This window comes from Parasphingorhabdus sp. DH2-15, assembly GCF_051668705.1.
Classification (GTDB): domain Bacteria; phylum Pseudomonadota; class Alphaproteobacteria; order Sphingomonadales; family Sphingomonadaceae; genus Alterisphingorhabdus.
In genome coordinates this window covers 119,759-140,837 of sequence record NZ_CP196351.1, presented here as the reverse complement: position 1 = coordinate 140,837, position 21,079 = coordinate 119,759, and the positions used below count along the sequence as shown (strand labels likewise).

Sequence of the window (21,079 nt, the reverse complement as noted above, 5' to 3'; positions counted from 1 at the left end):
ATTTGATTGACAAAGGCTGTGATGTAAAAACCAGATATATTATAAAATCGCTCTGGAATTACCGCCGCTATCATGTCAGCATTGTATGTTGAGGAGAGGTTAGATGCAGCATTTCACGCTTAAATTGGTTGCAGCAACTTTGGTTCTGTCGCCGCTATCAACCGCTATGGCACAAAGCACGGAACGCGGTGAGCCAAATGACAATCAACGCATGATGGAAGGCTTTGGAATCCCCATTCCGTCAGACAAGCAATATAAAAAACTGGTCAAAAAAGCCTATAAACACCCATTGGGCAGTCAGAAAAACCCAGTACGTGCGGATGCTGCACAGGGTCAGCGTGAATATCTCGACCGGCTGCGCTGCGCTGATGGTTCACGCCCAGAATATGCGCGCAGTGGCAATGTAGGGGAAGGCGTTTATGGCTATATTGTCGATCTTTACGAGGTTGATTGCGGTGATGCTGCGCCTGGCACCACACAAGTCTATATGGACCTTTATCATGGCGGCTATGTCGAGCAGGAGGTTATTTCTGGCTTTTATTTTGCTGATCAACTGCCAGCGCAAGAAAGTCCAACCGCTCCTTACGCGTCTCCCGACATCTCGCCTGATGGCAACCCTGTAATATTGCAACAACCGGACGTTAAAAACGCGCCGCAAAACGATACGGCTTTGCCAGACCCTGTTTAACCCGCGTTTTTGCCAGTACGGCGGCAGCGTTCGGAGCAATAAACAACATTGTCCCAATCACGCGCCCATTTTTTGCGCCATGCAAAAGGCCGCTCACAAACCGGACACGTCTTTTCAGGCAGATACGGTTTTTTGTGGGCCAATGCGCTATCCGTTCTTAATCTATCTTGTTCCGCACCGCACATAACTTTGCAAGTGCTAGCCATGTATCAATATATTATTCCTACTATAGCGCCGCACCCAGATTTTTCACCAGTGGGCAAACGCAAAAAGCACGCTATATTATAATCATGGCAGTTCTGTTTTTCCTGTTCGTCCTTGGTACCGGCAATTTTGCCATGCACAAAGCAGTGATGGAATCCGGCCATCCTGCTATTCAGGGCAGCCGCGCAGCATTTGATAAAGCAACCGGCGGCTGGGGCGGCTATGCGCTGGAATATGTCATTTTGGTCGCAGCCATGAGTTTCGCCCATCAAGGCTTTGCCTTCGCCATAGGCGCCTATATTGGCTATACCTTGCTCAATGCCGGCGCGGCATGGATATTGCTCAGCGGGCGGAGGTGAGGCGAGCGACCATGCCACCTATTCACTTTATGCTTGATGGGGAAAGCGGATGGAGAAACGGCCTCAATCGTGAAGGCATTGCTTTCATTCAATATCTTTTCACTAAACAGTGATTTTCGACACCAATTACTGAGAGCAGAGAGGGCGCATGCAGCACCACTGGCGCTTAGCCGCGGTATTTCTCTTCCTCGATTTAATAACCTAACCGATCATTGCAATGTAAAGAAGTTTTAACATTTTTCCTTCAAATGTAAAAAGGTTATTACATCGAAAGGAGCATTTCATGTCCAAAACATATTCCGAGAAACAGTCCCGCCGGACCGTGATGATGAGCTTAACCATTCTGACCCTTGCAGCTGCGGCGGTGGCCATAAAAGCTGCTTTGCGCGCTTGGAGCGTGGATGAGGGCGGTTGGCTGGCGACAGGCTTTGTTGTTATCGGCTTTTCAGCTATATTCGTGTTCGGCTCACGGTTTTGGAAAGGCCTCGACGATATACAACGCCAAGGCCATGCCACCAGCTGGTACTGGGGTTGCATAGGCGGCGTGGCGATGAGCGCACTCATTATCAGCGTAACAGGATTAGCCAAAAGCGAATTCACCTTAGGGGTCGCAACACTCATGGTCATGCAACTTGTTTGCTCTGTCATCTTTTATGCATTTTGGTGGCTGAAGGGGCGGGATTTCAGTTTCCGTTCGGGTGAATGAAGAACTGCTTACGGAGCCACCGCAAAAAGCGCGGCTTGAGCCAGCTTGAGCTAGCGGATGCAGTCGAAGTAACTCGGCAGTCCATTATCGCGATGGAAGCGGAGAAATACGACCCCTCTCTACCGATGGCATATCGCATGGCCGCGTTTTTCCACGTCCCAGTAGAGACGCTGTTTTATAACCAATGGAAAGAAAGCGAAGCTATACAAGACAAGGGGGACGCAATTTGCGAAGCGGATAGCTAAAGGCAGACGGCACGCCCCCCAAACAGAATAAGAGTATGTATTGGTCTTGAGAACCTGCTCAATAACCGAATACTCGCTTAGCCAACGCGCCCCTTTTTCACATCTCCTTTGCGCCCTTTGTTAGACTATTCGGGCACAGCCGCCGCAGTTCACACTTGTGAAAGCGCCTGATCAAAATCGGCGATCAGGTCATCCGCATCTTCAATGCCGACCGATATACGCACCAGATTGTCCGTAATGCCCAGCGCAGCCTTGCGTTCATCGGGAACAGACAAGTGCGTCATTGCCGCAGGGTGGCTGGCCAGTGTTTCGGTGCCACCCAGACTGACCGCCAGCTTGGCAATTTTCAGACTATCCAAAAAGGCGAAGCTCTCCGCTTCACCGCCCTTGATAAATACGGAGAAGGTTGAGCCAGCACCAAGGCAATGCCGGTCATAAATATCCTGCTGGCGGCTGTCCGCGATCATGCCCAGATAGCCCAGCCCTTCAACCTTATCATGATTGGCCAGAAAGGCGCAGACTTTGGCAGCATTTTCACCAGCCCGCTGCATCCGCAGTTCAACGGTTTCAAGGCTGCGCATCAGCATCCATGCCGTATTGGGGTCAACAATGCCGCCCATGGTGTTGCGCAGCGCCCGCACCGGGTCCATCCATTTTTTCGCACCCGCCAGCGAGCCAGCAACCAAATCGCTATGTCCGCCGACATATTTGGTAAGGCTGTACACAACAATATCTGCGCCATGCTCTAACGGACGCTGCCATAACGGGCCAAGAAAGGTGTTATCAATCGCAATAGGGGCAGCATCTTCGCCCAGCACGGCATTGCGCGCTTCACGCACCGCTTCAATATCGACCAGCGCATTGGTTGGGTTGGCCGGGCTTTCCAGATAGACCATCGCCACCTTGCCGCCATTGGCCGCAGCCTGATCCTTGGCCTGTTCCAGCTTGGCCTCCAGCTCTTCACGGCTGGCACCCGCAGGGAAGTCAACATAGGTGACATTGAACTTGCTCAGCACCTTGGCAACAAAGCCTTCACTGGCGGCATAGAGCGGCCCGCTGTGCACAATGACGTCACCCGCCGCGCAATAGGCCAGCATCATGACACAAATGGCGGTCATCCCGCTAGAGAAGGTCAGCGCATCCTCCGCGCCATCCCAGATGCTCAAACGGTCTTCCAAAATCTCCTGATTGGGGCCGTTAAACCGCGAATAGACCAGGCCTTCCGCGCCACCGGGGCGTTTGCCGGTAATGCCCTCAAAATGGCGTTTGCCCGCTGCTGCATTCTCAAAAGCAAAGGTTGAGGTCAGAAAAATAGGCGGCTTTAATGATCCTTCGGACAGAACCGGATCAAAGCCATGGCCCATCATCATGGTTGCCGGATTAAGCTTACGGCCATTAATCTCTCCAGCCGCAGGCTTTGGCTTGCGGCGCGGGGTTGGCACGGGTTTATGGGGAACAGCATCTGACATGGAAAATACCCTCCTAAATAGGTACAGCCGCCCATATTTCAGCGCTGCACCACACGCCCCCAGGAAGGCAGGGGCCAAAAGAAAATGGGCAAAAGCGCAAATCCCTAACCTCCGCAGGAACGCATCACCTTTGCACCCCATGCCGGATAACTTTTTGCAGCGATCATGGCAATATGCTATGTTCATGCAAAAGGTCGCCCATAATAAAAAGTTGCTCCCCATTCATTAGGAGAACGTAGATGGACGACCCGTTTCAGATGCAACGCGAATTGCGCTATGGTGCGCCGGTCTGTGACCAGATTTTAACCGGGCGGCATTTCACTATTGGCTATTCATGGTATTTTCGCCAACCCAAATGGACGTTGGAGATTATCAATCGGGACCGCGAATTGGTCAATGATCCGGAAGGCGTGGAGCGGCTCGACAATTTCCGCGCTGATACGCGCATCCCCAAACGCTTCCGCGCTGGCCTGAAGGCTTATAAAGGCAGCGGTTATGATCGTGGGCATCTGGTGGCCAGTGCCAATCAGGATTTGCAGGACATTCAGAATAGCGAGACCTTTTTGCTCTCCAACATGTCCCCTCAGGCTCCGCAATTTAACCGCGGCATCTGGCGGGAGCTGGAGATGGAAATTCGCGATCTGGACAGCCGTGCCAGCACATTGGAAACCTATGTGCTGACCTGCCCTGTCTTTTACTTTGGCGAAACGATTGAGCGCATCGGCAAAGAACAGGAGGATTTTGGCATTTCCGTGCCCATCCCCCATGCCTTTATCAAAAGCGTATTGGCCGAAAACAAACGCGGGCGGCACCGGCTATGGACCTTCCAAATACCCAATGCACCACAGACCGAGCCGCTGGAGAGTTTTCTGGTCAAAACCTATGATGCCGAACAGATGGTCGGCGGCCGTTTCTGGGACCGCATTGCAGGCGGCGACCTGCACCGCGACAAAAGCAGACCCCGCAAAATGTGGTGATAGTGCGCGATAAGAAGGGCTTAAGGTTTTTTAAAAGGAACAATCGACATGCTCTAAGCCCAGTGATCGACAAATTTGCTATTGAGCTCTGACAACAAACTGGGAAGCTCTTTTTCGCAGGTGATGCCGAGGTAAGTTGCGGCGCGCGTTGCGCCTACATAGAGGAAGCGCGCGTAAAGTTCTTCTTCCTCAGCCAGTCTGTCGATAGATGTAAAGAAGACAGCCTCGAATTCTAAGCCCTTGATATCATTTACATCGAAAACACCCACTTCGTTAGTTTCGCTGATTGTCTTTCCGTCAGTGCAATCCACTGCCCGGAGACTTCGCGCCTCAAGCTCAAGCGAGAGCGCTTCTGCAATTGGCTTTCCAAGTTCCTTACGGTTCACAAGGATTGCAATCGTAGGAAGGGCGTTAGGGTGAACCGACTTCTCAATCTCGAGAATGCGGTCTGCAAGCCAACGAACTAATTCGCTATTGTTAGTAAGACCTTTGGCCAGAGCTGGAGACACACCTTCGTTGTCAATGTGGTCAGGAAGCTCAGCGAGCACCGGTTCTTCACCAAGTGCCTCAGAAATCCCCCTAGCGAACTCCAAAAGCTGCCGTGTCTGGCGATATGCGATGGCGATCTTCTCGACCTGGAGGTCGCTATACACCCACTTCAACTGGTTGGCGTCCTTCACCCCCCAGCTTGTGATACGTTGATTGAAATCGCCACAAGCAAAGAAGGAATCTGCGGCTGGGTGTGCTAATGCAGACATGCAAGCCAGCTGTACCGGCGAGAAATCTGTCGCTTCATCGACAAGCACCTGGTTTTGCAACCGGGCAGCCGGGCGATCTAACGCCGCCAATGCATTGCTGTAACTTTGGGTGACCGCCCTTGAGTCCCCGACGATAGCCTTGGTTACGCGGAGACTTGATAGGAGCATCAGATCGATCTCAAGGCCGGTTACATGTGGGCCGACCTTTTCATCGCTATACCATTTTTTCTCATCTCGGCGCGTTTGCCGGAATGACCGATAGCGACGAGAAATTCCTCGAAGATACTGCTGGACAGGATTCGAGAAGCGTCGGAGGGCACGCTGAAGAACAAGCTCGCGACCTAGAGGTGCAACATCTTCATCCTGCAGCGATCTGTCGTCCAGCCAGGATAGAATCTTGGCGGTGCGCCCTCGCGGCTTTCTTCCATCGGCGAAAGCGAGAGCCTGTGAGCGCAACACAGAAAGGTACGAGCGAGCAACGCGGACGGTTGGAGTTTGTGTGCGAGCCGCCTCCTCTTCCTCGATTTCGCTCTCCTCGTCATCTGTGCCTTCTCCTGGTTGTTCGGCAAGACCTTCGATGAATTGACCAAGGTCCTTGAGGAAACTCTTGTCGCTGTTGATTTGGAGGTTCAGTGCGCCCCTGAGAATCTTTTCGCTGCGTTCACGCGAATCTGATAATTGCTCATGCACACTTTCGATCAACGTGATCAGCCTAAACAGGCCCTGATGAATGGTCTCTTTTGAACCGGATTCGACCGATCTCCGCAGCCTCGCACCAACGGAAGCAATGGCAGCGTCGGCGTCTTCTGAGAGTTGTTTCGCTGCTCCTTCGAAGTCCGACCAAAACCTCATATGCTGCCATTGATCAAAGTCTGCAAACCAATCTTCAGTCTTGGAAATTGCATCCGGCGAAAGCGAGGCCTGGTTTTCCCGCAGTGTAAATGGGCCCCCGCCATCGCCTGTGCGTAGGATTTGGAATGCGTTTCTAGCCAAGTCCCAGCGCAGGGCTTCCCACGTTCTTATCCGCTCATTTGGTGCAGCAATATTCTCGCGTCCAAACGCCTCTTTAACGTAGGTCCGAAGGAGCTCCGTTGGCGTCAGCATAAGCCAGCTGGACTCATGAGCTTCCCTTCCTTCACTCATCCTTTCAATCAGTGAGTATTCTTCGGGCTCGCTTTCTCTAATGACATTGAGATCAAGTTTTTGACCAAGGCGCTTTATGAGGGTCGTTGTCTTCCCCGATCCTGGTGGCCCCAACAGAATAGCCCGGCTGTCGATCGGCATACGGAATATCTTATCTTGAAACTGGTCGAGGATCGGTTGATCTCGAAAGCCCATCTTGCTGAGAAGCGACTTTCGCCGCTTTTCAACTATGCTTCTCTCAGCTTCTTCTTCCTTGAGGGGCGCCTCTAATGCATCCTCAATTTCACCTGGCTCACTTTCTTCGTCTAACAGTCTGCGGAGTGAATCACCGAAATCGGGTCCGAAGGTCTCTGCTCGAAGCACCGTGTAAGCCGAATCCCAGGCACCTCGCAGCTGTTTCGGGTGAAAGTGAGCACATTCGACAACTTCGAGTGAAACGTCGCCTGCAGGTCTGCGAAGATCGAGAGAGTCGCCAGGCGGTAGAGAGGCGAGCCGTCCAGCTGGAGATCGGTAGCTTGCAAATCTTATGTCCTCTGAAAATGGGGCGGGAGCTGCAGCACGAGAGATAAAATAGGTCTCTCGGTTTCCTTCCTCGTCTTCTGCGACAACCCTTGCAATTGATGGCTCTCTCGCCAGCAAACCATAGGCTAAGTGTTGGTTCTGATCGATCTTGCCGAGAGTTTTTGCCTCAGTCCCCATCGTAAAAGAATTCGCATTGGCAAGCGCATTGAGCGAGGCCCCGCCCTTGGACGAAAGTAGCTTGCGTGCGTTTCGAGCGATCTTTTCGAAGACATCCAATGACTGCTTGGCAACCTCTGCCAGATGTTCGCGCTGCTCATTTTCATTCATCATTTCCGTCCCAACACTAAGCAACTTGTATGATGCACAATTTGTAAGCAACCTCAAATTACAATTATAGATGCTCGTGACAAACTCGGCACACTTTCCATTCAAAATGCGATTCAAGATAGCTTTTGCGCGGGTTGTGCGTAAAATTTTGCTGATAAAAAGTGTACGGCCGACTTTCTTTGATCCCTGTTTGGAAATCGTTTATCGATAAGAAGGGCGGCTAAACGCCCAACATTGCAATCAGCCACACCGCGCCGACCATGAGTGGGATACCGGCCAGATCGAGCAGAAAGCCGGCTTTCAACATCTTGGGCAGGGCGATATGGTTGCTGGCCCAGGCGATGGCATTTGGCCCCGTCCCTGATGGCAGCATAAATCCCCAGCTGGCGGCCAATGCAGCAGGCATGGCGAGCAGCATCGGGTCCACGCCCATGGCAAGGATGAGGCTGGCGACAACGGGCATTATGCCGCTGGCGGTGGCGACATTGCTGGCAAATTCCGTGACCAATATCACTAGCCCGACCAGCGCCACCGCAACCACAATTAATGGCACGGCTTTAAGCGGTTCCAACGCTCCGCCCAGCCAATCGGCAAGGCCTGAGGCAATGATCGCAGCAGCGAGCGCCAACCCGCCGCCAAACATCATAATCACGCCCCATGGTGCGCGGTCTGCCTCTTGCCATTTCAGCAAGCGCCGCCCAGTGCCATCGGGCAGGATGAACAGCAAAATGCCGCCAATGATCGCAATGCTGCCATCATGCAATGCTTTGGGCGGAACATAGGGTTTGACCAGCGGCAATAACAGCCAGCCAGCAACCACCAATATGATGACCGGCACAAGGCGTTTTTCCGGCAAGGTCCATGCGCCGCTGCCGCCAATGGCGGTACGTGCGGCGGCGACATCGAAACTGCCGCGCGACAATTGCTGCACCCGCGACAATATCAGAGCGCAGACGGGAACGCCCAATATCACCACTGGCAGGCCATAAGCCGCCCAGCGCGCAAAGCTGATCTGCTCATCCAATGTTTCGGCGATCAACCCGGCGGCGATGGCATTGGTGGGCGAACCAACCAAAGTGCCCAGCCCGCCAATCGACGCGGAAAAGGCGATGCCCATCAGCAAGGCCCCGGCAAAACCCTGTGTCTCGCCCGGTTTTACCCCGCCCGCCGCCAATACCGCGACAGCAATCGGCACCATGATAAGCGTGGTGGAGGTGTTGGAAATCAGCATGGACAGCAAGGCTGTTGCGATCATGAAGGCGAGCATAAGCTGTGTGCTTCCTGCACCGGCACGGCGGATAATCGCCAGCGCCAGCCGCCGGTGCAGGCCGGTCCGCTCAATCGCCAATGCCAGAAAGGCACCGCCCAAAATCAAAAACAAAATCGGCGAATAATATTTTGATGCAATGGCATTCACATCCATTACCCCGACCAAGGGCACCACCAAAAAGGGCAATAAGGCCGTTGCGGTCAGCGGCACCGCCTGTGTCATCCACCAGACAGCCATCCAAAAGGTTAGCCCCGCAATCGCCCATGCAGGCGCCGCCATGGCCGCAGGGGCAGGCAGCAATAATGTCATTATGAAAGCAATTGGCCCGGCAATAAGGCCGATATTTTCTGCGCGGCTGCGCCCTGTCTTATAAGAAGGAGGGGTTTGCGATTCACTGGTCATCACGCACTACTATAGCGCGAAATCGGCGCGGTGTTAGTGCCGATTAATAAAGAGATTGAACAAGTACGTTATTTGGTCGGGCCTGCGTGCTTTCATAAAAGCAGAAAGGAAAAAGTACAAAAGCCGGTATGTCTGTTTTGGAATATCAAATCTTAATTTACTCTACTCGCATGTTCATCAATGGTTGTAAATTGCGCACTGCAAAAATCATTAAGTGTAGGCATATCCCCATTCAGCTTTTTGAAGCCTAATTTCTTCACCAACCTTAAAGATGCTGCAGTTGTAGGCCTAGTCCCTATAGGCAATTCATATTTTTTTATTATGTCACGTAGCATTTCTAACAAAAATCCCTTAGAAGAGAAATCGTCGCCCTCTGCAAAAGATATATAGAGAGCCGTCGCCTGTTCAAAATTTTTTACTATGTGGTTTGGCGTGATATCTCGACCAATCATTCTTCCAGCTTGTATACTTTCCCAAGCATCTTTGCGAATAGGCAGAATAATTAAGATACCATGCCTACTTTGATCAATTTCGTATATAATACGAAAACAATCAGGATTTTTCCTAAAAATATCGATCCGTGTAGATATTGGGGCTAACAAAGTCCCAGTATATTTTTTTAATGAATTATGTATGTATTCAAGCTCTTCTTCTCGCGCGGTACGTATACAAAGCTCATCACGACGTGGATAACGTTGAGGGGTAATTTTTGCTGCTAACCACGTAAGGGCTGCGAATAAAATTAAAACGAGCGCAGAATATCTCAGGCCATAATCAAAAATTGTGCTTGCTGGAGGAGAAATGATTTGACTTAGAGGCAATAATGCAACGCTAAAACTACCAAAATACGTACATTTTTTTCCTGTCTTTAATAGCTTATCCCTCTGTAATCTAACAATTTTTATATGCATAATAGAAATCTTTAAATTTATAAAAATATTTTAGATGTATTATAGTAGTTGTATTTAAATATCTGGTTTTTATAATTACTTACGCAAGCTTTGATCATTAGTGCATAAACTAAAATATCTAGGCAACTTCAACTATTATAAATATTTAGAAAATGCACAAGCCATTACTGCAAAAAATAAAAACTTTTATGCCGATGCAAATTGTTTCTAACGAACAATCCCTATCGCCCCCATATGCCGGCCTTCATCATCACGGCCTTCATGCGTGGCACGGCGATGGCTAAAGAAATGGCTCTGGCCATAGGTATCTTCACCCATGCAGGAAATATAGCTCAAGCCGGCTTTTGACAGGCGGGACGCAATATAGCCTTCCAGATCGAATTGGTATTTTTTCTCTCCCGGCACTTCGCCCGTCCCGGGCTCAGGCCCCCGAGGGGGCGGGCTATCCGCCCGGCGCGCGGTCGCGCTTGCGGCATTCGCCAATTCGTGACGCTTTCCAGCCATGAAAAACCGCTCATTCTCTTCATCGGTATCCAGAAATTGCTGCATGAAAGCGCTATCAACTTCATAGCTTTTCTGCGCGATGCATGGCCCGATACAGGCGACAATATGAAGCCGGTTTGCGCCCAGTTTCTCCATCGCATCCAACGTGGCATCTGTGACGCCCGCCAGCGCGCCGCGCCAACCGGCATGCGCTGCGCCAATAACCCCCGCCTGATCATCAGCAAATAATATCGACGCGCAATCCGCGCTCAATACGCCCAGCAATATGCCGGCTTTGTTGGTCACCATGGCATCTGCCTCTGGCCGGTTATCATCATCCCATACGGTATCAACCGTCACCACCTTGGCCGAATGGATTTGGTAAAGCCCGGTGAGCGGCGCATCAGGCAAAATGGCGCCTGACCACAGGCCGCGATTGGTCTGCGCCGTCTCCACTGCGCCGCCACGGCCCAGCTCAACATTGCCCAGATCGGCCAAATCTTCGGCGCGCGTGGTAAAGCCATGCGCGATACGGTCCATGCCATCAAAGGCCGCACAATTGAGCAGTTTAGCCAAGACTTTTCACCACTTGTTCTGTTGTATCTTTGGACAGGCCATCAACCGCCCTGATCCGCTCCAGCGCCGCGCGCATCTGCCCTCCGCGCTTGTCATCATAGCGCTGCCAACGGCCCAATGGCGGAATGAAACGTGCCGCGGTTTGGGGGTTTGTTGCATCCAGCGCGATAATCATATCGGTCAGCATCGCATAGCCCTGCCCCGATGGATCGTGAAAGACGGCCGGATTACCCGCCAAAGCGCCATAAAGCGCGCGCACCCGATTGGGGTTTGACAAGGTGAAATCAGGGTGACCGCGCAACGCAGTGATATGCGCCATACAATCTGGATGTGTGGACAAGGCCTGCATAGAAAACCATTTGTCGATAACCAGCGCGTTGCCCTGATAGCGATCATAAAATGCGCTGAGCGCTTTTTCACGCAGCGGGTCGTCCAGACTGGCAAGCGACATGAGCGCGGATTGCCGGTCTGTCATATTATCGGCCGCTGCAAATTGGTCATAACATAGCTGCGCTGCGTCATCCGCGCCGCCCGCAACCAGATAGGCCAGTGCCAAGCCCTTCATCCGCCGCGCACCCTTTGCTGCGCCGCTCAGTGCGAAAGGAACGCTGGCCATGCGCTTATAAATTGCGCGCCAGCCATCAGCCAAAGTCTGGCCCAGCAATGTGCGCAATGCCTGCCGCGCCGCATGGACTTTTAGCGGCTGCATCACCGCCTGTTGCTCGGTCACAAAATTCTCACTCGGCAGCGTCAGCAATTCAGCGCGCATCGCTTCTTCCAGCCGCTCATCGGCCAGCAACGCCCCGAACAAAGCCACCAGATCGGCATCAGCAATCGCCGTGTCCGAAGCGCCAGCAACATCTGCCAAAATCCGTTCGGTCAGCAGTTTTTGCAATGCTTCATAACGCGCAAAGCTATCATCATCATGCCGCACCAGATGCGCAAGTGCCGCCGGATCGGATGGGCTGTGCACCGTCACTGGCGCAGAAAAACCGCGATTGATGGAGAGCACTGGCTTTGCGGTAAAACCGGTAAAGGTGAAGCTCTGCTCCGCCTGATCGAGCACCAATATATCTTCATGGCTTTTGGTCCCGCTATCCGCATCAATCAGCGCGGTTTTAAGCGGGATGACCATCGGCTTTTTCTCGGTCTGTCCCGGTGTCGGCGCCAGGCTTTGCTTCAGGGTCAGCGTCACCGTGCCGCTGTCCGCATCAAAAGATAGATTGGTTGTGATTTGCGGCGTGCCGGCCTGGCTGTACCACAAGCGAAATTGCGACAGGTCCAGCCCCGCACCCTGCTCTATCGCGACCACAAAATCTTCACAGGTCGCAGCCTCACCATCATGTCGGTCAAAATAGAGATCCGTGCCTTTGCGGAAATTGTCCGGCCCCGCCAGAGTCGCCATCATGCGGATGATTTCCGCGCCCTTATTATACACGGTCGCGGTATAGAAATTGCTGATTTCCATATAGCTGTCGGGGCGGATGGGGTGCGCCAAAGGCCCGGCATCTTCGGGGAATTGGGCGGCGCGCAAAATGCGTACATCTTCAATGCGCTTCACTGGCGCGCTGTTCATATCCGCTGAAAAGCTCTGATCACGAAAGACGGTAAAACCCTCTTTTAGCGACAATTGAAACCAGTCACGGCAAGTGACGCGATTGCCTGACCAATTGTGGAAATATTCATGCGCCACCACGCCTTCAACACCGTCAAAATCACCATCATTGGCGGTGTCTTGATCGGCCAATATGTAGCGCGTGTTAAAGACGTTCAGGCCCTTATTTTCCATCGCGCCCATGTTAAAATCACTGACCGCAACAATGTTGAACACACCCAGATCATATTCGCGGCCATAAACCTGTTCATCCCAACGCATTGAGTCTTTCAGCGCCTTCATCGCATGGCCGGTGCGTGCGCTATCCTCTTCGCTGCGGGTATAGATGGCCAGATCAACCGGCTTGCCTGACATGGTGGTGAAGCTGTCTCTATTGGCTACCAGATCGCCAGCGACCAGCGCGAACAGATAGCTGGGCTTTGGCCATGGATCATGCCACACCGCATAATGCTGGTCACCATCAGCATCGCCGCTTTCGGTCAATTCACCATTGCTGAGCAAAACCGGAAAGGCCGCCTTATCGCCCTGCATCCGCACGGTATAGACTGACAGATTATCCGGCCGATCGACAAAGGGGATAATCCGGCGAAAGCCCTCTGCCTCACATTGGGTGCACAGCATCGCGTTTGACGCATATAGCCCCATCAATGTGGTGTTCTGGTCGGGTTGCACCGTGCAATAAATGGTCAGCACCGCGCCAGAGGCAGCGCCATCAACAATGATCTGCCCACCTTCTTCGCGCCACGTTAGCGGCTGGCCATTTTGCATAATGCTATCGGGCAGCACATTATCAACGTCGAGCGCCAAGGGCCGGTCATGATCGCCATTACGCTGCAGCGTCAGATGCGCGGTCACTTTTGTTTCTGACAGGCCCAGCATAAATTCTAGCGCGACCTTGGGAATATACCAGCCGGGCGGCGCATAATCCTTACGATAAATCACCGCTGGTTGTTGTGGGTTGGTTGCCGCATCTGCGGTCATGTCTTGTTGCCTAATATCTGCCATATATGTTTCATGGCGATAGGCTGCGCTGCTGGCAAGAGTGATATTGCTCTCTCGCCATATTGCGGGCGCGTCCATGCTGGGCTAAGCCTGCAACCATGAGCAATACAGGCAATTCACTGCTGATCTTCGGCATGGGCTATACGGCGGGTTATCTGGCCGATATTTTGCGTGGGCAGGGATGGAAGGTAACCGGCACTAGGCGCAGTGGCGATGCGCATAATCTTGCCTTTGCGGACCGCGAATCGGTGCTGGCGGCGATTGATAGCGCAACACATATCCTCTCTTCTGTCCCGCCTGATCGGGACACGGGCGCAGACCCAGTGCTGGACAATTATGGCGCGGCTATAGCTAAGGCAAAACTTGCATGGAGCGGTTATATCTCCGCCACCGGCGTTTATGGCGACACCAAGGGCGCATGGGTGGATGAAAGCGCGCCCATTGGCGGGGGACGGCGCACAGCGCGGGCAGAGGCCGATGAAAATTGGCAGAAACTGCGCAGCGATATGCGGGTTTTTCGCCTGCCGGGCATTTATGGGCCTGGCCGCAGTGTTTTTGAACGGCTGCAAAAAGGGGTTGCGCGGCGCATTGATATGCCCGGCCAAGTGTTCAGCCGGTGCCATGTCGCCGATATTGCCAGCGGCATTATTGCTGGATTTACCGGCCCTGCTGGCGCGTATAACCTGTCGGACGATCTGCCCTGCGCGCAAAATCTGGTGCTGGAATATGCCTGCGCATTATCGGGCGCACCCCTGCCGCCATTGCAAACGGTCGAGCAAGCCGAGCTTTCCCCCATGGCGCGGAAATTTTACAGCGAAAACCGCCGCGTAGCCAATGGCAAAGCCAAACGTCTGCTAAACTGGCAGCCACAATATCCCACCTATAAACAGGGTTTAGAGGCTATCTGGAAGGCCGCATAAAGACATCCCGAAAGTCCGCGCAAGCACCCGACCAAGCCAACGCTTACCTACGCAAATAACGGCGATAGGGTCAAGTCATGATCCCCAACGAACCAAATGGTTCGCAAGCGCGACTGCGCGCCGGCCGTTAGGCCGCCCCCTCGGAGGCCACTGGCCGCGAGAGAAAAACAAAAAAATTTTATCTGCCCTACCGCTTCGCTACTTGAGGGCTTGGCATCTACCCAACCACGCGGGGGGTTTTGGGTTTACGGGCCTGCATGGCGATTATCAGACCCGCCAGCGCCAAAAATCCGCCGCCAATCGCCAAAGGCGTCCATGTATAGCCTTCAAAAATGGTTGAGAAGATCATCGCAATCACGGGCACGATGGTGCTGACATAGGCCGCGCGGCCAGGGCCAATATTGCGGATCAGGCCGAAATATAGCGGGAAGGTGACCGCTGAAGCAAACAGTGCCAAAAAGCCAATGCCCGCCATATAGCCCAGCCGCATGTCAAACACTGGCGGTCCGGCGCTGACCAATGCAAACACAGCATTGCACACCACGCCCCAGAACATGGCCCAAGCAAGCATGGAGAGCATGGGCCAAGCCTTCATCCGCTCCGTCCCCTGCATGATATTGGCAATAGAGGCAGACAGCACACCCAGCACGGTGAGTGCTATGCCCAGCCATAATGTGTCTGGCGCGCCCTGCAGACGGGCAAATTCATGCGCGAACAGGCCCGATACGCCGACAATGGCGATGATTGAACCGCCTAAAAAAAGACCCGTAATCCGCTGTTTCAAAAACAATGCGCCCAGCAAGGCATTGGGGATGATCAGCAGCGCAAACATCGCCGCAACCAGCCCCGATGTAATGTAGAGTTCCGCCCGGTACACAAAGTTGAAATTGCACGCGAATTGAAACAGGCCGAGCATCATGGCCCAGCCATGCCCGGCCCGGCCAAGCGCCAATTTTTGCCCACGCGCCTTTGCCAACACAAACATGGCCAATGCCGCCAGCGCAAAACGATAGGTGACTGACCAGCTCTCCGGTACCACGCCAAGCTGGTCTTTAATAACAATCCATGTGCCGCCCCAGATCAGGGAGACAGTCAAAAACGGAATCAATACCGAGGCCTGCCAAAAGCTCGTCTGGCCCGGATCATCGGTGCTCGGGGATGGGTTGGTGCTCATGACAATGGTTTTTTACAATGCTGCAATGGCATCGGCCAGCGGGCGCACCGCGGCTTCACCTTGGTTCCAACTGGTCACAAAACGCGCCTGACCGCCAGCTTGCTGCGTCACCACGCCCCAATCATAAAAATCAAAGCCTTGCGCACGCAGTGCATCCGCTTCACCCGGCCCAAGCTGCAAAAACACTTCATTGCCATGCACTGGATAGAGCAAGCGTTGCCCTGCCGCTTTGGCGATAAGTGCAGCCCCGGCATTGCTCGCCCGCGCATTGTCGAGCCACAGATCATCACGCAGCATGGCCAGCAATTGCGCCGCCATATAGCGCCCCTTGGACATAAGATGCCCGGCGCGTTTTAGCCGATAGCGTGTATCCTGCGCCCAATCGCGAGCCGCGCCAAAGAAAATCAGTGCCTCAGCATTCATGCCGCCATTTTTAACGCAGCCAAAGCTAAGTGCATCAACGCCGGCACGCCATGTCAGGTCCGCCGGTGATGCGGCGCTTTGATTGTGCTGGCTTACCACCGCATTGGCAAAGCGCGCACCATCCAGATGGAAGCCCAGACCATGCGCCGCGCACACATCGCCCAGCGCCTTTGTCTCTTGCGCTGAATAGGTCAGGCCATATTCCGATGCATTGGTGATGGAGAGTGCCGCCGCCTGCACCTGATGCACATCATCACGAATGGCGGCCAGTGCTTCGGTCACGCTATCGGGTGCCACTTTGGCCCCTTCCCCTTCGACCAGCATCAGCTTTGCACCATGGGTATAAAATCCCGGTGCGCCGCATTCATCCTGCTCAATATGCGCCAATTTGTGGCAGATAACGCCCTTATGCGGCGGGCACATAGCCGCAAGCGCCAGTGCATTAGCCGCTGTGCCCGTGGCGACCCAGATGACCGTCACCTCGGTCTCGAAAACCTCACCAAAAGCGGCATTAAGCGCCTGTGAATAGGCATCGCCATCATAAGGCGCATCAACACTATCCGCATCAGCAATCGCTTGCATGATCTTGGGATGGACGGGCGCGGCATTGTCAGAGAAAAATTGCATAGCAATGCGGTTAATGCGTCATGGCGCTTCGTCAAGATGGAAAGTGCAAGAGATCAATAAGCGGCAATCCTATATCCGCGTCTGGCCCTCACCGCGAATGATCCATTTATAGCTGGTCATCGCGGCCAGACCCATGGGGCCGCGGGCATGCAGCTTTTGCGTGGAAATGCCGATTTCTGCGCCCAATTCCATCTCGCCGCCATCGCTATAGCCGGTCTCTGTATTGTGAAAGACACAGGCTGCATCGACGCGCTGCAAAAAGGCAGCGGCATTTTGATCATCCTCGGTAATAATCGCCTCGCTATGGCGAGAGCTATGCCGATCAATATGCGCCAATGCGCCCTCCAGATTATTCACCGTCTTGATGCTCATGCGAAAGCCCAGAAATTCCGTGCCATAATCATCAGCATCCGCTGCGCTCAGCAGACCATCGGGGTAATGACCAGTCAGCGCGGCCAGACTGTCCGTATCTGCGCGGATATCAACATTGGCATTGGCCAAAGGTTCCAGTGTTTCAGCGAGCTGTGGCAGATGTGCGCGGTGCACCAATAATGTATCAATCGCATTGCAGACACTGGGTCGCCGGGTTTTGGCGGAGCGAATAATAGCGCGGGCATAATCTTCGCGGCCCGTCTCATCCCAATATATATGCACCACGCCCGCGCCAGTTTCTATTACCGGCACTTTGGCGGTATCGCGCACAGTATCAATCAGCCCCTGACTGCCACGCGGAATAATCACATCAACATAGCCAACCGCGCCCATCAGCACGCCAGCCGCAGCCCGCTCCGGTGGTAATAATGTGACACAATCCACTGGCAGACCCGCCTCCTCCAGCGCAGAATGGATGATGGACAGCAGCGCTCTATTGCTATGCTGCGCATCAGAGCCGCCTTTTAACGCAATGGCATTTTGTGTTTTGAAGGCGATACCAAATGCATCGACCGTGACATTGGGCCGCGCTTCATAAATCATGCCGATCACGCCCAGAGGTACTGCATTGCGCGTCAGGTGCAGACCGTTAGCCAATGTCCGGGCTTCCAATTCATCGCCCACCGGCGTTGGCAATTCGGCCAAGATGCGCAAACCATCAGCAATGCCGGTTATGCGCTCCGCAGTGAGCTTGAGCCTGTCATAACGCGGATCACTTTGCGGCATCATCGCAAGATCAAGAGCATTTTCCTGCAAGATGCTAGGCGTTTCTGCTTCCAGCCGCATAGCAAGTGCTTGCAACAGTGCATCGATTTGGTGTGGCATAGCCAGTGCGAGCGCGCTTTGCCCGCTACGCAGACGCGACAATTGTGTGATCACTGCATCGTGCAGTGTTTCTGTTACTGTCTCTGTCACCGTCTCTTATATTCCTTATGCTCGCTGCACACTGGCCGTTAAACATCGCTGCGTGTGATCCGCGTACCGGCATGCCCACCAGTCAATATAGTATTCAAGGCTACGGGTGTGCGGCCATTGATTATCCATGCTTCTGACACTCCGCCAGACAAAGCGGCGTTAATATTGCGCAGCTTGCTGGCCATGCCGCCTGTGCCGCCTGTTGATATATGCCCCGTGTGCCGATCAATAAATGCCTCGCTTAACTGGTCCGCGCGCAGCTCTGGCACCACTGCGCCATTATCGGCCGAGACAAAACCTTCTGCACTGGTATTGACGATTAAGCGTACTGGCCGAGCAAATTGGGTGCAGGTCAGCGCCATTTCAGCGGCCAAATGATCATTATCACCAAATTGATGCCCCTCATCAGCACGCAATTCGCTATCATCCACGCCATCATTAAAGTTGCAAATCATCACAAAGCCATGGTCCAGCGCGGCCCGCATTGTTGCGGCCATGGTTGGGCGCTGCAAATCGGCATAGGTCACCAGTTTTTGCAGGACCTGTTTGCGGGTAAAGCCCTCCTGCCATGCCGCAAATAATCGCGGTTGACCAATTTCGGCGAGCAGTCTTTTGCGCGTGACCGCATCCGCATTGATGGCATCAGCATCGACCATAGTTTGCGCCATGCCCATAGCGCCAGAACTTACAACCAGCACATCACCATCATGATTATCAATGATGCGGGCATGAGCCTGCAATATTGCTTCATCCACCGCGCCGCTGTATAGCGAATCCGCCCCGCTATGGCTGGTTAGGACAGCCGTACCGTATTTGATGATGTTGATCATATCTTTCGCGGTCGCCTTTCATGAGCGCGGATATATCGTCACAGCCGCTAAATGCGAGTGCAAAATGCAAGAAAGACTAAAATTAGTTGCTGCAATAATGCAAAATTTGGAATAATATTACGTTTTTTTGCAAAAAATCGCGTTTTCTTGTTGCATTATCGATGGTTTCTGCGCATAGGGGCAAACAACGTAGAAACAGGGTTAATCGAAACCGTAATGACCAATATCGCTATCCTAGTGCTAGAGATTATTAACGTGCTGCTCGTGCAACGGGCGGTCGGAGAGAAGGCATTCTAAGCAATAGTAAATAGCCTGATCCAACACCGCCCGCTTTCCACCACATGGTAAGCGGGTTTTTTAATGCCCCGAATAACCTGAAGACCGATGTTAAGATAGTGCCCAGGAAATGAAGAAAGAGCCGAGCAGCAAATGACAAGCAGCAAAAGATCAGATGCCATTACAAAAGGCCCGTCCAAGGCACCAGCGCGTGCGATGTTGCGTGCGGTCGGCTATGGCGATAAGGATTTTGCCCAGCCGATGATCGCCGTGGTCAATACATGGTCGAATGTTACACCCTGCAATATGCATCTTGATGCGCTGGCTGAGCCTATTCGTCAGGGTGTCCGCGCAGGTGGTGCTACACCGATTGATTTCAACACTATTGTGGTATCCGACGGCATTACCATGGGCGGCGAAGGCATGCGTGCCTCCCTCATCTCGCGCGAAGTGATTGCCGATTCTATCGAATTGGCCGTGCGCGGCCACTCACTCGACGCCGCCGTGATATTGGTGGGCTGTGACAAGACCCTGCCTGCCGCGGCCATGGCATTGGCGCGTATGGATGTGCCTGGACTGATTTTCTATGGCGGCACCATTTTGCCGGGCAATAGCAAGGGCAAAGACCTTTCTATTCAAGATGTTTTTGAGGCTGTTGGCGCCCATGGCCGCGGCGATATTGATGATGGCGAACTGGACCGTATCGAACGTGCCGCTTGCCCGGGTGCAGGTGCATGTGGTGGACAATTTACCGCCAACACTATGGCCATGGCTTTGGCCTTTTTGGGACTGGCACCAATGGGCGCGGGTGATCCGCCAGCGGTTGATGGCAATAAAGCTGTTGAGGCCGAACGCTGTGGCCGTTTGGTAGCGGCTTTGGCCAAACGCAAAATTACAGCGCGCAACTTCGTGACTGAGGCCAGCCTGCGCAATGCCGCGACGGCAGTTGTTGCCAGTGGCGGCTCCACCAATGCAGTGCTGCATCTGGCGGCCATCGCTGCCGAGGCAGATGTGCCATTTACCATCGATATTTTTGATGAATTATCACGCACAACGCCGGTTATCACCGATCTAAAACCCGGCGGGCAATTCCTCGCTCGCGACCTTTATGATGCAGGCGGCATGGCATTGTTCGGCCGTCGTTTACTAGAAGGCGGACGCTTGACGGACGCGCCAACTGTCAGTGGCAAAACACTGGCCGAAGAGTTGCAGGATGCGCCTGAAACGCCTGACCAAAAAGTGGTCTATACGGTTGATAACCCAGTCAAAGCCACAGGCGGCCTGCGCATCTTATATGGCGATATGGCGCCCGAAGGCGCAGTGCTCAAAACCGCTGGTTATGATGATGGCAGCTTTACCGGCCCAGCAAGGGTTTATGAATGTGAAGATGATGCTTTCAAGGCTGTACAATCAGGCGCAATCAATGAAGGCGATGTCGTCATAATTCGCTATGAGGGACCACGCGGCGGCCCGGGCATGCGCGAAATGCTGGCGGTCACTGCCGCCGTTGCCGGACAAGGTCTGGCAGGCAAGGTAGCACTGATAACAGATGGGCGTTTCTCTGGCGCGTCCCATGGTTTTGTCATTGGTCATGTCGCACCAGAAGCTGCCAATGGCGGACCTATCGCGCTGATTGAAGAGGGCGATATATTGACCATCAACGCAGAGGAGCGAACCATCAATGCGGATATTGATTGGGAGGCACGCCGCGCGGCCTTTGTACCACGTCCGCTCAATTCTCTGGGCGGAGCATTCGACAAATTTGCCCGGCTCGTCTCATCAGCGGCGCATGGCGCAGTGACGTCAAAAAGTTTCTAAACACGAT

At 53.4% G+C, this 21,079-nt stretch carries 18 protein-coding genes; 7 read left to right on the top strand and 11 right to left on the bottom strand.

From position 1 onward, the window contains the following. The first annotated feature begins 103 nt into the window (after positions 1 to 103). Positions 104 to 688 (top strand): hypothetical protein, encoded by a 585-nt coding sequence (locus ACR9YC_RS00635; RefSeq protein ID WP_438728691.1) that lies wholly within the window; start codon positions 104 to 106, stop codon positions 686 to 688. Here the strand turns inward: ACR9YC_RS00635 and ACR9YC_RS00630 are convergent. After that, positions 685 to 831 (bottom strand): DUF2256 domain-containing protein, encoded by a 147-nt coding sequence (locus tag ACR9YC_RS00630; protein WP_438728689.1) that lies wholly within the window; start codon positions 829 to 831, stop codon positions 685 to 687. The genes ACR9YC_RS00635 and ACR9YC_RS00630 overlap by 4 nt on opposite strands. A gap of 147 nt (positions 832 to 978) precedes the next feature. On the opposite strand from ACR9YC_RS00630, the gene ACR9YC_RS00625 reads away from it, so the two are divergent. From ACR9YC_RS00625 to ACR9YC_RS00615, 3 genes are all read left to right on the top strand, one after another. Further along, positions 979 to 1,251 carry a hypothetical protein gene (locus tag ACR9YC_RS00625; RefSeq protein ID WP_438728687.1) on the top strand — a complete coding sequence of 91 codons (273 nt, stop codon included), beginning with the start codon at positions 979 to 981 and terminating at the stop codon, positions 1,249 to 1,251. A 283-nt stretch (positions 1,252 to 1,534) separates the two neighbouring features. After that, on the top strand, positions 1,535 to 1,957 hold the full coding sequence (locus ACR9YC_RS00620; protein ID WP_438728685.1) for a hypothetical protein: 423 nt from the start codon (positions 1,535 to 1,537) through the stop codon (positions 1,955 to 1,957). Beyond that, complete coding sequence (locus ACR9YC_RS00615) at positions 1,954 to 2,202, top strand: helix-turn-helix transcriptional regulator (RefSeq protein ID WP_438728683.1); 249 nt, start codon at positions 1,954 to 1,956, stop codon at positions 2,200 to 2,202. The genes ACR9YC_RS00620 and ACR9YC_RS00615 overlap by 4 nt, the downstream gene beginning before the upstream one ends. 149 nt (positions 2,203 to 2,351) lie before the next feature. Here ACR9YC_RS00615 and ACR9YC_RS00610 read toward each other — a convergent pair whose 3' ends face one another. Continuing rightward, positions 2,352 to 3,671, bottom strand: a complete 1,320-nt coding sequence (locus ACR9YC_RS00610; RefSeq protein ID WP_438728681.1) for a cystathionine gamma-synthase family protein — start codon at positions 3,669 to 3,671, stop codon at positions 2,352 to 2,354. Between the two features lie 239 nt (positions 3,672 to 3,910). Here ACR9YC_RS00610 and ACR9YC_RS00605 point away from each other — a divergent pair, with 239 nt between their 5' ends. Continuing rightward, the gene (locus ACR9YC_RS00605) at positions 3,911 to 4,648 is read left to right on the top strand and encodes a DNA/RNA non-specific endonuclease (protein ID WP_438728679.1); all 738 of its coding nucleotides are present in this window, start codon (positions 3,911 to 3,913) and stop codon (positions 4,646 to 4,648) included. 53 nt (positions 4,649 to 4,701) lie between these two features. Here ACR9YC_RS00605 and ACR9YC_RS00600 read toward each other — a convergent pair whose 3' ends face one another. The 5 genes from ACR9YC_RS00600 to pepN all read right to left on the bottom strand — a co-directional run bounded on the left by ACR9YC_RS00600 (position 4,702) and on the right by pepN (position 13,660). Then, the gene (locus ACR9YC_RS00600; protein ID WP_438728677.1) at positions 4,702 to 7,401 is read right to left on the bottom strand and encodes an ATP-binding domain-containing protein; all 2,700 of its coding nucleotides are present in this window, start codon (positions 7,399 to 7,401) and stop codon (positions 4,702 to 4,704) included. Positions 7,402 to 7,618: 217 nt separating this feature from the next. Further along, positions 7,619 to 9,070: an SLC13 family permease gene (locus tag ACR9YC_RS00595; RefSeq protein WP_438728675.1), complete on the bottom strand. Its 1,452-nt coding sequence runs from the start codon at positions 9,068 to 9,070 to the stop codon at positions 7,619 to 7,621. A gap of 152 nt (positions 9,071 to 9,222) precedes the next feature. Then, entirely contained in the window at positions 9,223 to 9,981 is a 759-nt protein-coding gene (locus ACR9YC_RS00590; RefSeq protein WP_438728673.1) for a hypothetical protein, read from the bottom strand. A 207-nt stretch (positions 9,982 to 10,188) separates the two neighbouring features. Continuing rightward, positions 10,189 to 11,040, bottom strand: coding sequence for a peptidoglycan editing factor PgeF (gene pgeF / locus ACR9YC_RS00585; RefSeq protein ID WP_438728671.1), 852 nt, complete (start codon positions 11,038 to 11,040; stop codon positions 10,189 to 10,191). After that, complete coding sequence (pepN, locus tag ACR9YC_RS00580; protein ID WP_438731888.1) at positions 11,033 to 13,660, bottom strand: aminopeptidase N; 2,628 nt, start codon at positions 13,658 to 13,660, stop codon at positions 11,033 to 11,035. Before pepN ends, pgeF begins: the two co-directional genes overlap by 8 nt. Before the next feature lie 95 nt (positions 13,661 to 13,755). Here pepN and ACR9YC_RS00575 point away from each other — a divergent pair, with 95 nt between their 5' ends. After that, complete coding sequence (locus tag ACR9YC_RS00575; protein ID WP_438728669.1) at positions 13,756 to 14,577, top strand: SDR family NAD(P)-dependent oxidoreductase; 822 nt, start codon at positions 13,756 to 13,758, stop codon at positions 14,575 to 14,577. A 217-nt stretch (positions 14,578 to 14,794) separates the two neighbouring features. Here the strand turns inward: ACR9YC_RS00575 and ACR9YC_RS00570 are convergent, their stop codons facing one another. The 4 genes from ACR9YC_RS00570 to ACR9YC_RS00555 form a co-directional block, all read right to left on the bottom strand. Continuing rightward, positions 14,795 to 15,751 carry a DMT family transporter gene (locus ACR9YC_RS00570; protein WP_438728667.1) on the bottom strand — a complete coding sequence of 319 codons (957 nt, stop codon included), beginning with the start codon at positions 15,749 to 15,751 and terminating at the stop codon, positions 14,795 to 14,797. Positions 15,752 to 15,763: 12 nt separating this feature from the next. Continuing rightward, positions 15,764 to 16,801, bottom strand: coding sequence for a threonine aldolase family protein (locus ACR9YC_RS00565; protein ID WP_438728665.1), 1,038 nt, complete (start codon positions 16,799 to 16,801; stop codon positions 15,764 to 15,766). Positions 16,802 to 16,870: 69 nt separating this feature from the next. After that, a complete protein-coding gene (locus ACR9YC_RS00560; protein WP_438728663.1) occupies positions 16,871 to 18,148 on the bottom strand; it encodes a glutamate-5-semialdehyde dehydrogenase in 1,278 nt (425 codons plus the stop codon). Between the two features lie 38 nt (positions 18,149 to 18,186). Beyond that, positions 18,187 to 18,978, bottom strand: coding sequence for an amino acid kinase family protein (locus ACR9YC_RS00555; RefSeq protein ID WP_438728661.1), 792 nt, complete (start codon positions 18,976 to 18,978; stop codon positions 18,187 to 18,189). Between the two features lie 429 nt (positions 18,979 to 19,407). On the opposite strand from ACR9YC_RS00555, the gene ilvD reads away from it, so the two are divergent. Continuing rightward, positions 19,408 to 21,072: a dihydroxy-acid dehydratase gene (ilvD, locus tag ACR9YC_RS00550; RefSeq protein ID WP_438728659.1), complete on the top strand. Its 1,665-nt coding sequence runs from the start codon at positions 19,408 to 19,410 to the stop codon at positions 21,070 to 21,072. Positions 21,073 to 21,079: the final 7 nt, after the last annotated feature.

What these genes read in the sequence shown, in the direction of transcription:
- ACR9YC_RS00635 (WP_438728691.1), top strand. Translation starts at nt 104, where the DNA reads ATGCAGCATTTCACGCTTAAATTGGTTGCAGCAACTTTGGTTCTGTCG.
- ACR9YC_RS00625 (WP_438728687.1), top strand. Translation starts at nt 979, where the DNA reads ATGGCAGTTCTGTTTTTCCTGTTCGTCCTTGGTACCGGCAATTTTGCC.
- ACR9YC_RS00620 (WP_438728685.1), top strand. Translation starts at nt 1,535, where the DNA reads ATGTCCAAAACATATTCCGAGAAACAGTCCCGCCGGACCGTGATGATG.
- ACR9YC_RS00615 (WP_438728683.1), top strand. Translation starts at nt 1,954, where the DNA reads ATGAAGAACTGCTTACGGAGCCACCGCAAAAAGCGCGGCTTGAGCCAG.
- ACR9YC_RS00610 (WP_438728681.1), bottom strand. Translation starts at nt 3,671, where the DNA reads ATGTCAGATGCTGTTCCCCATAAACCCGTGCCAACCCCGCGCCGCAAG.
- ACR9YC_RS00605 (WP_438728679.1), top strand. Translation starts at nt 3,911, where the DNA reads ATGGACGACCCGTTTCAGATGCAACGCGAATTGCGCTATGGTGCGCCG.
- ACR9YC_RS00600 (WP_438728677.1), bottom strand. Translation starts at nt 7,401, where the DNA reads ATGATGAATGAAAATGAGCAGCGCGAACATCTGGCAGAGGTTGCCAAG.
- ACR9YC_RS00595 (WP_438728675.1), bottom strand. Translation starts at nt 9,070, where the DNA reads ATGACCAGTGAATCGCAAACCCCTCCTTCTTATAAGACAGGGCGCAGC.
- ACR9YC_RS00590 (WP_438728673.1), bottom strand. Translation starts at nt 9,981, where the DNA reads ATGCATATAAAAATTGTTAGATTACAGAGGGATAAGCTATTAAAGACA.
- pepN (WP_438731888.1), bottom strand. Translation starts at nt 13,660, where the DNA reads ATGGCAGATATTAGGCAACAAGACATGACCGCAGATGCGGCAACCAAC.
- ACR9YC_RS00575 (WP_438728669.1), top strand. Translation starts at nt 13,756, where the DNA reads ATGAGCAATACAGGCAATTCACTGCTGATCTTCGGCATGGGCTATACG.
- ACR9YC_RS00570 (WP_438728667.1), bottom strand. Translation starts at nt 15,751, where the DNA reads ATGAGCACCAACCCATCCCCGAGCACCGATGATCCGGGCCAGACGAGC.
- ACR9YC_RS00565 (WP_438728665.1), bottom strand. Translation starts at nt 16,801, where the DNA reads ATGCAATTTTTCTCTGACAATGCCGCGCCCGTCCATCCCAAGATCATG.
- ACR9YC_RS00555 (WP_438728661.1), bottom strand. Translation starts at nt 18,978, where the DNA reads ATGATCAACATCATCAAATACGGTACGGCTGTCCTAACCAGCCATAGC.
- ilvD (WP_438728659.1), top strand. Translation starts at nt 19,408, where the DNA reads ATGACAAGCAGCAAAAGATCAGATGCCATTACAAAAGGCCCGTCCAAG.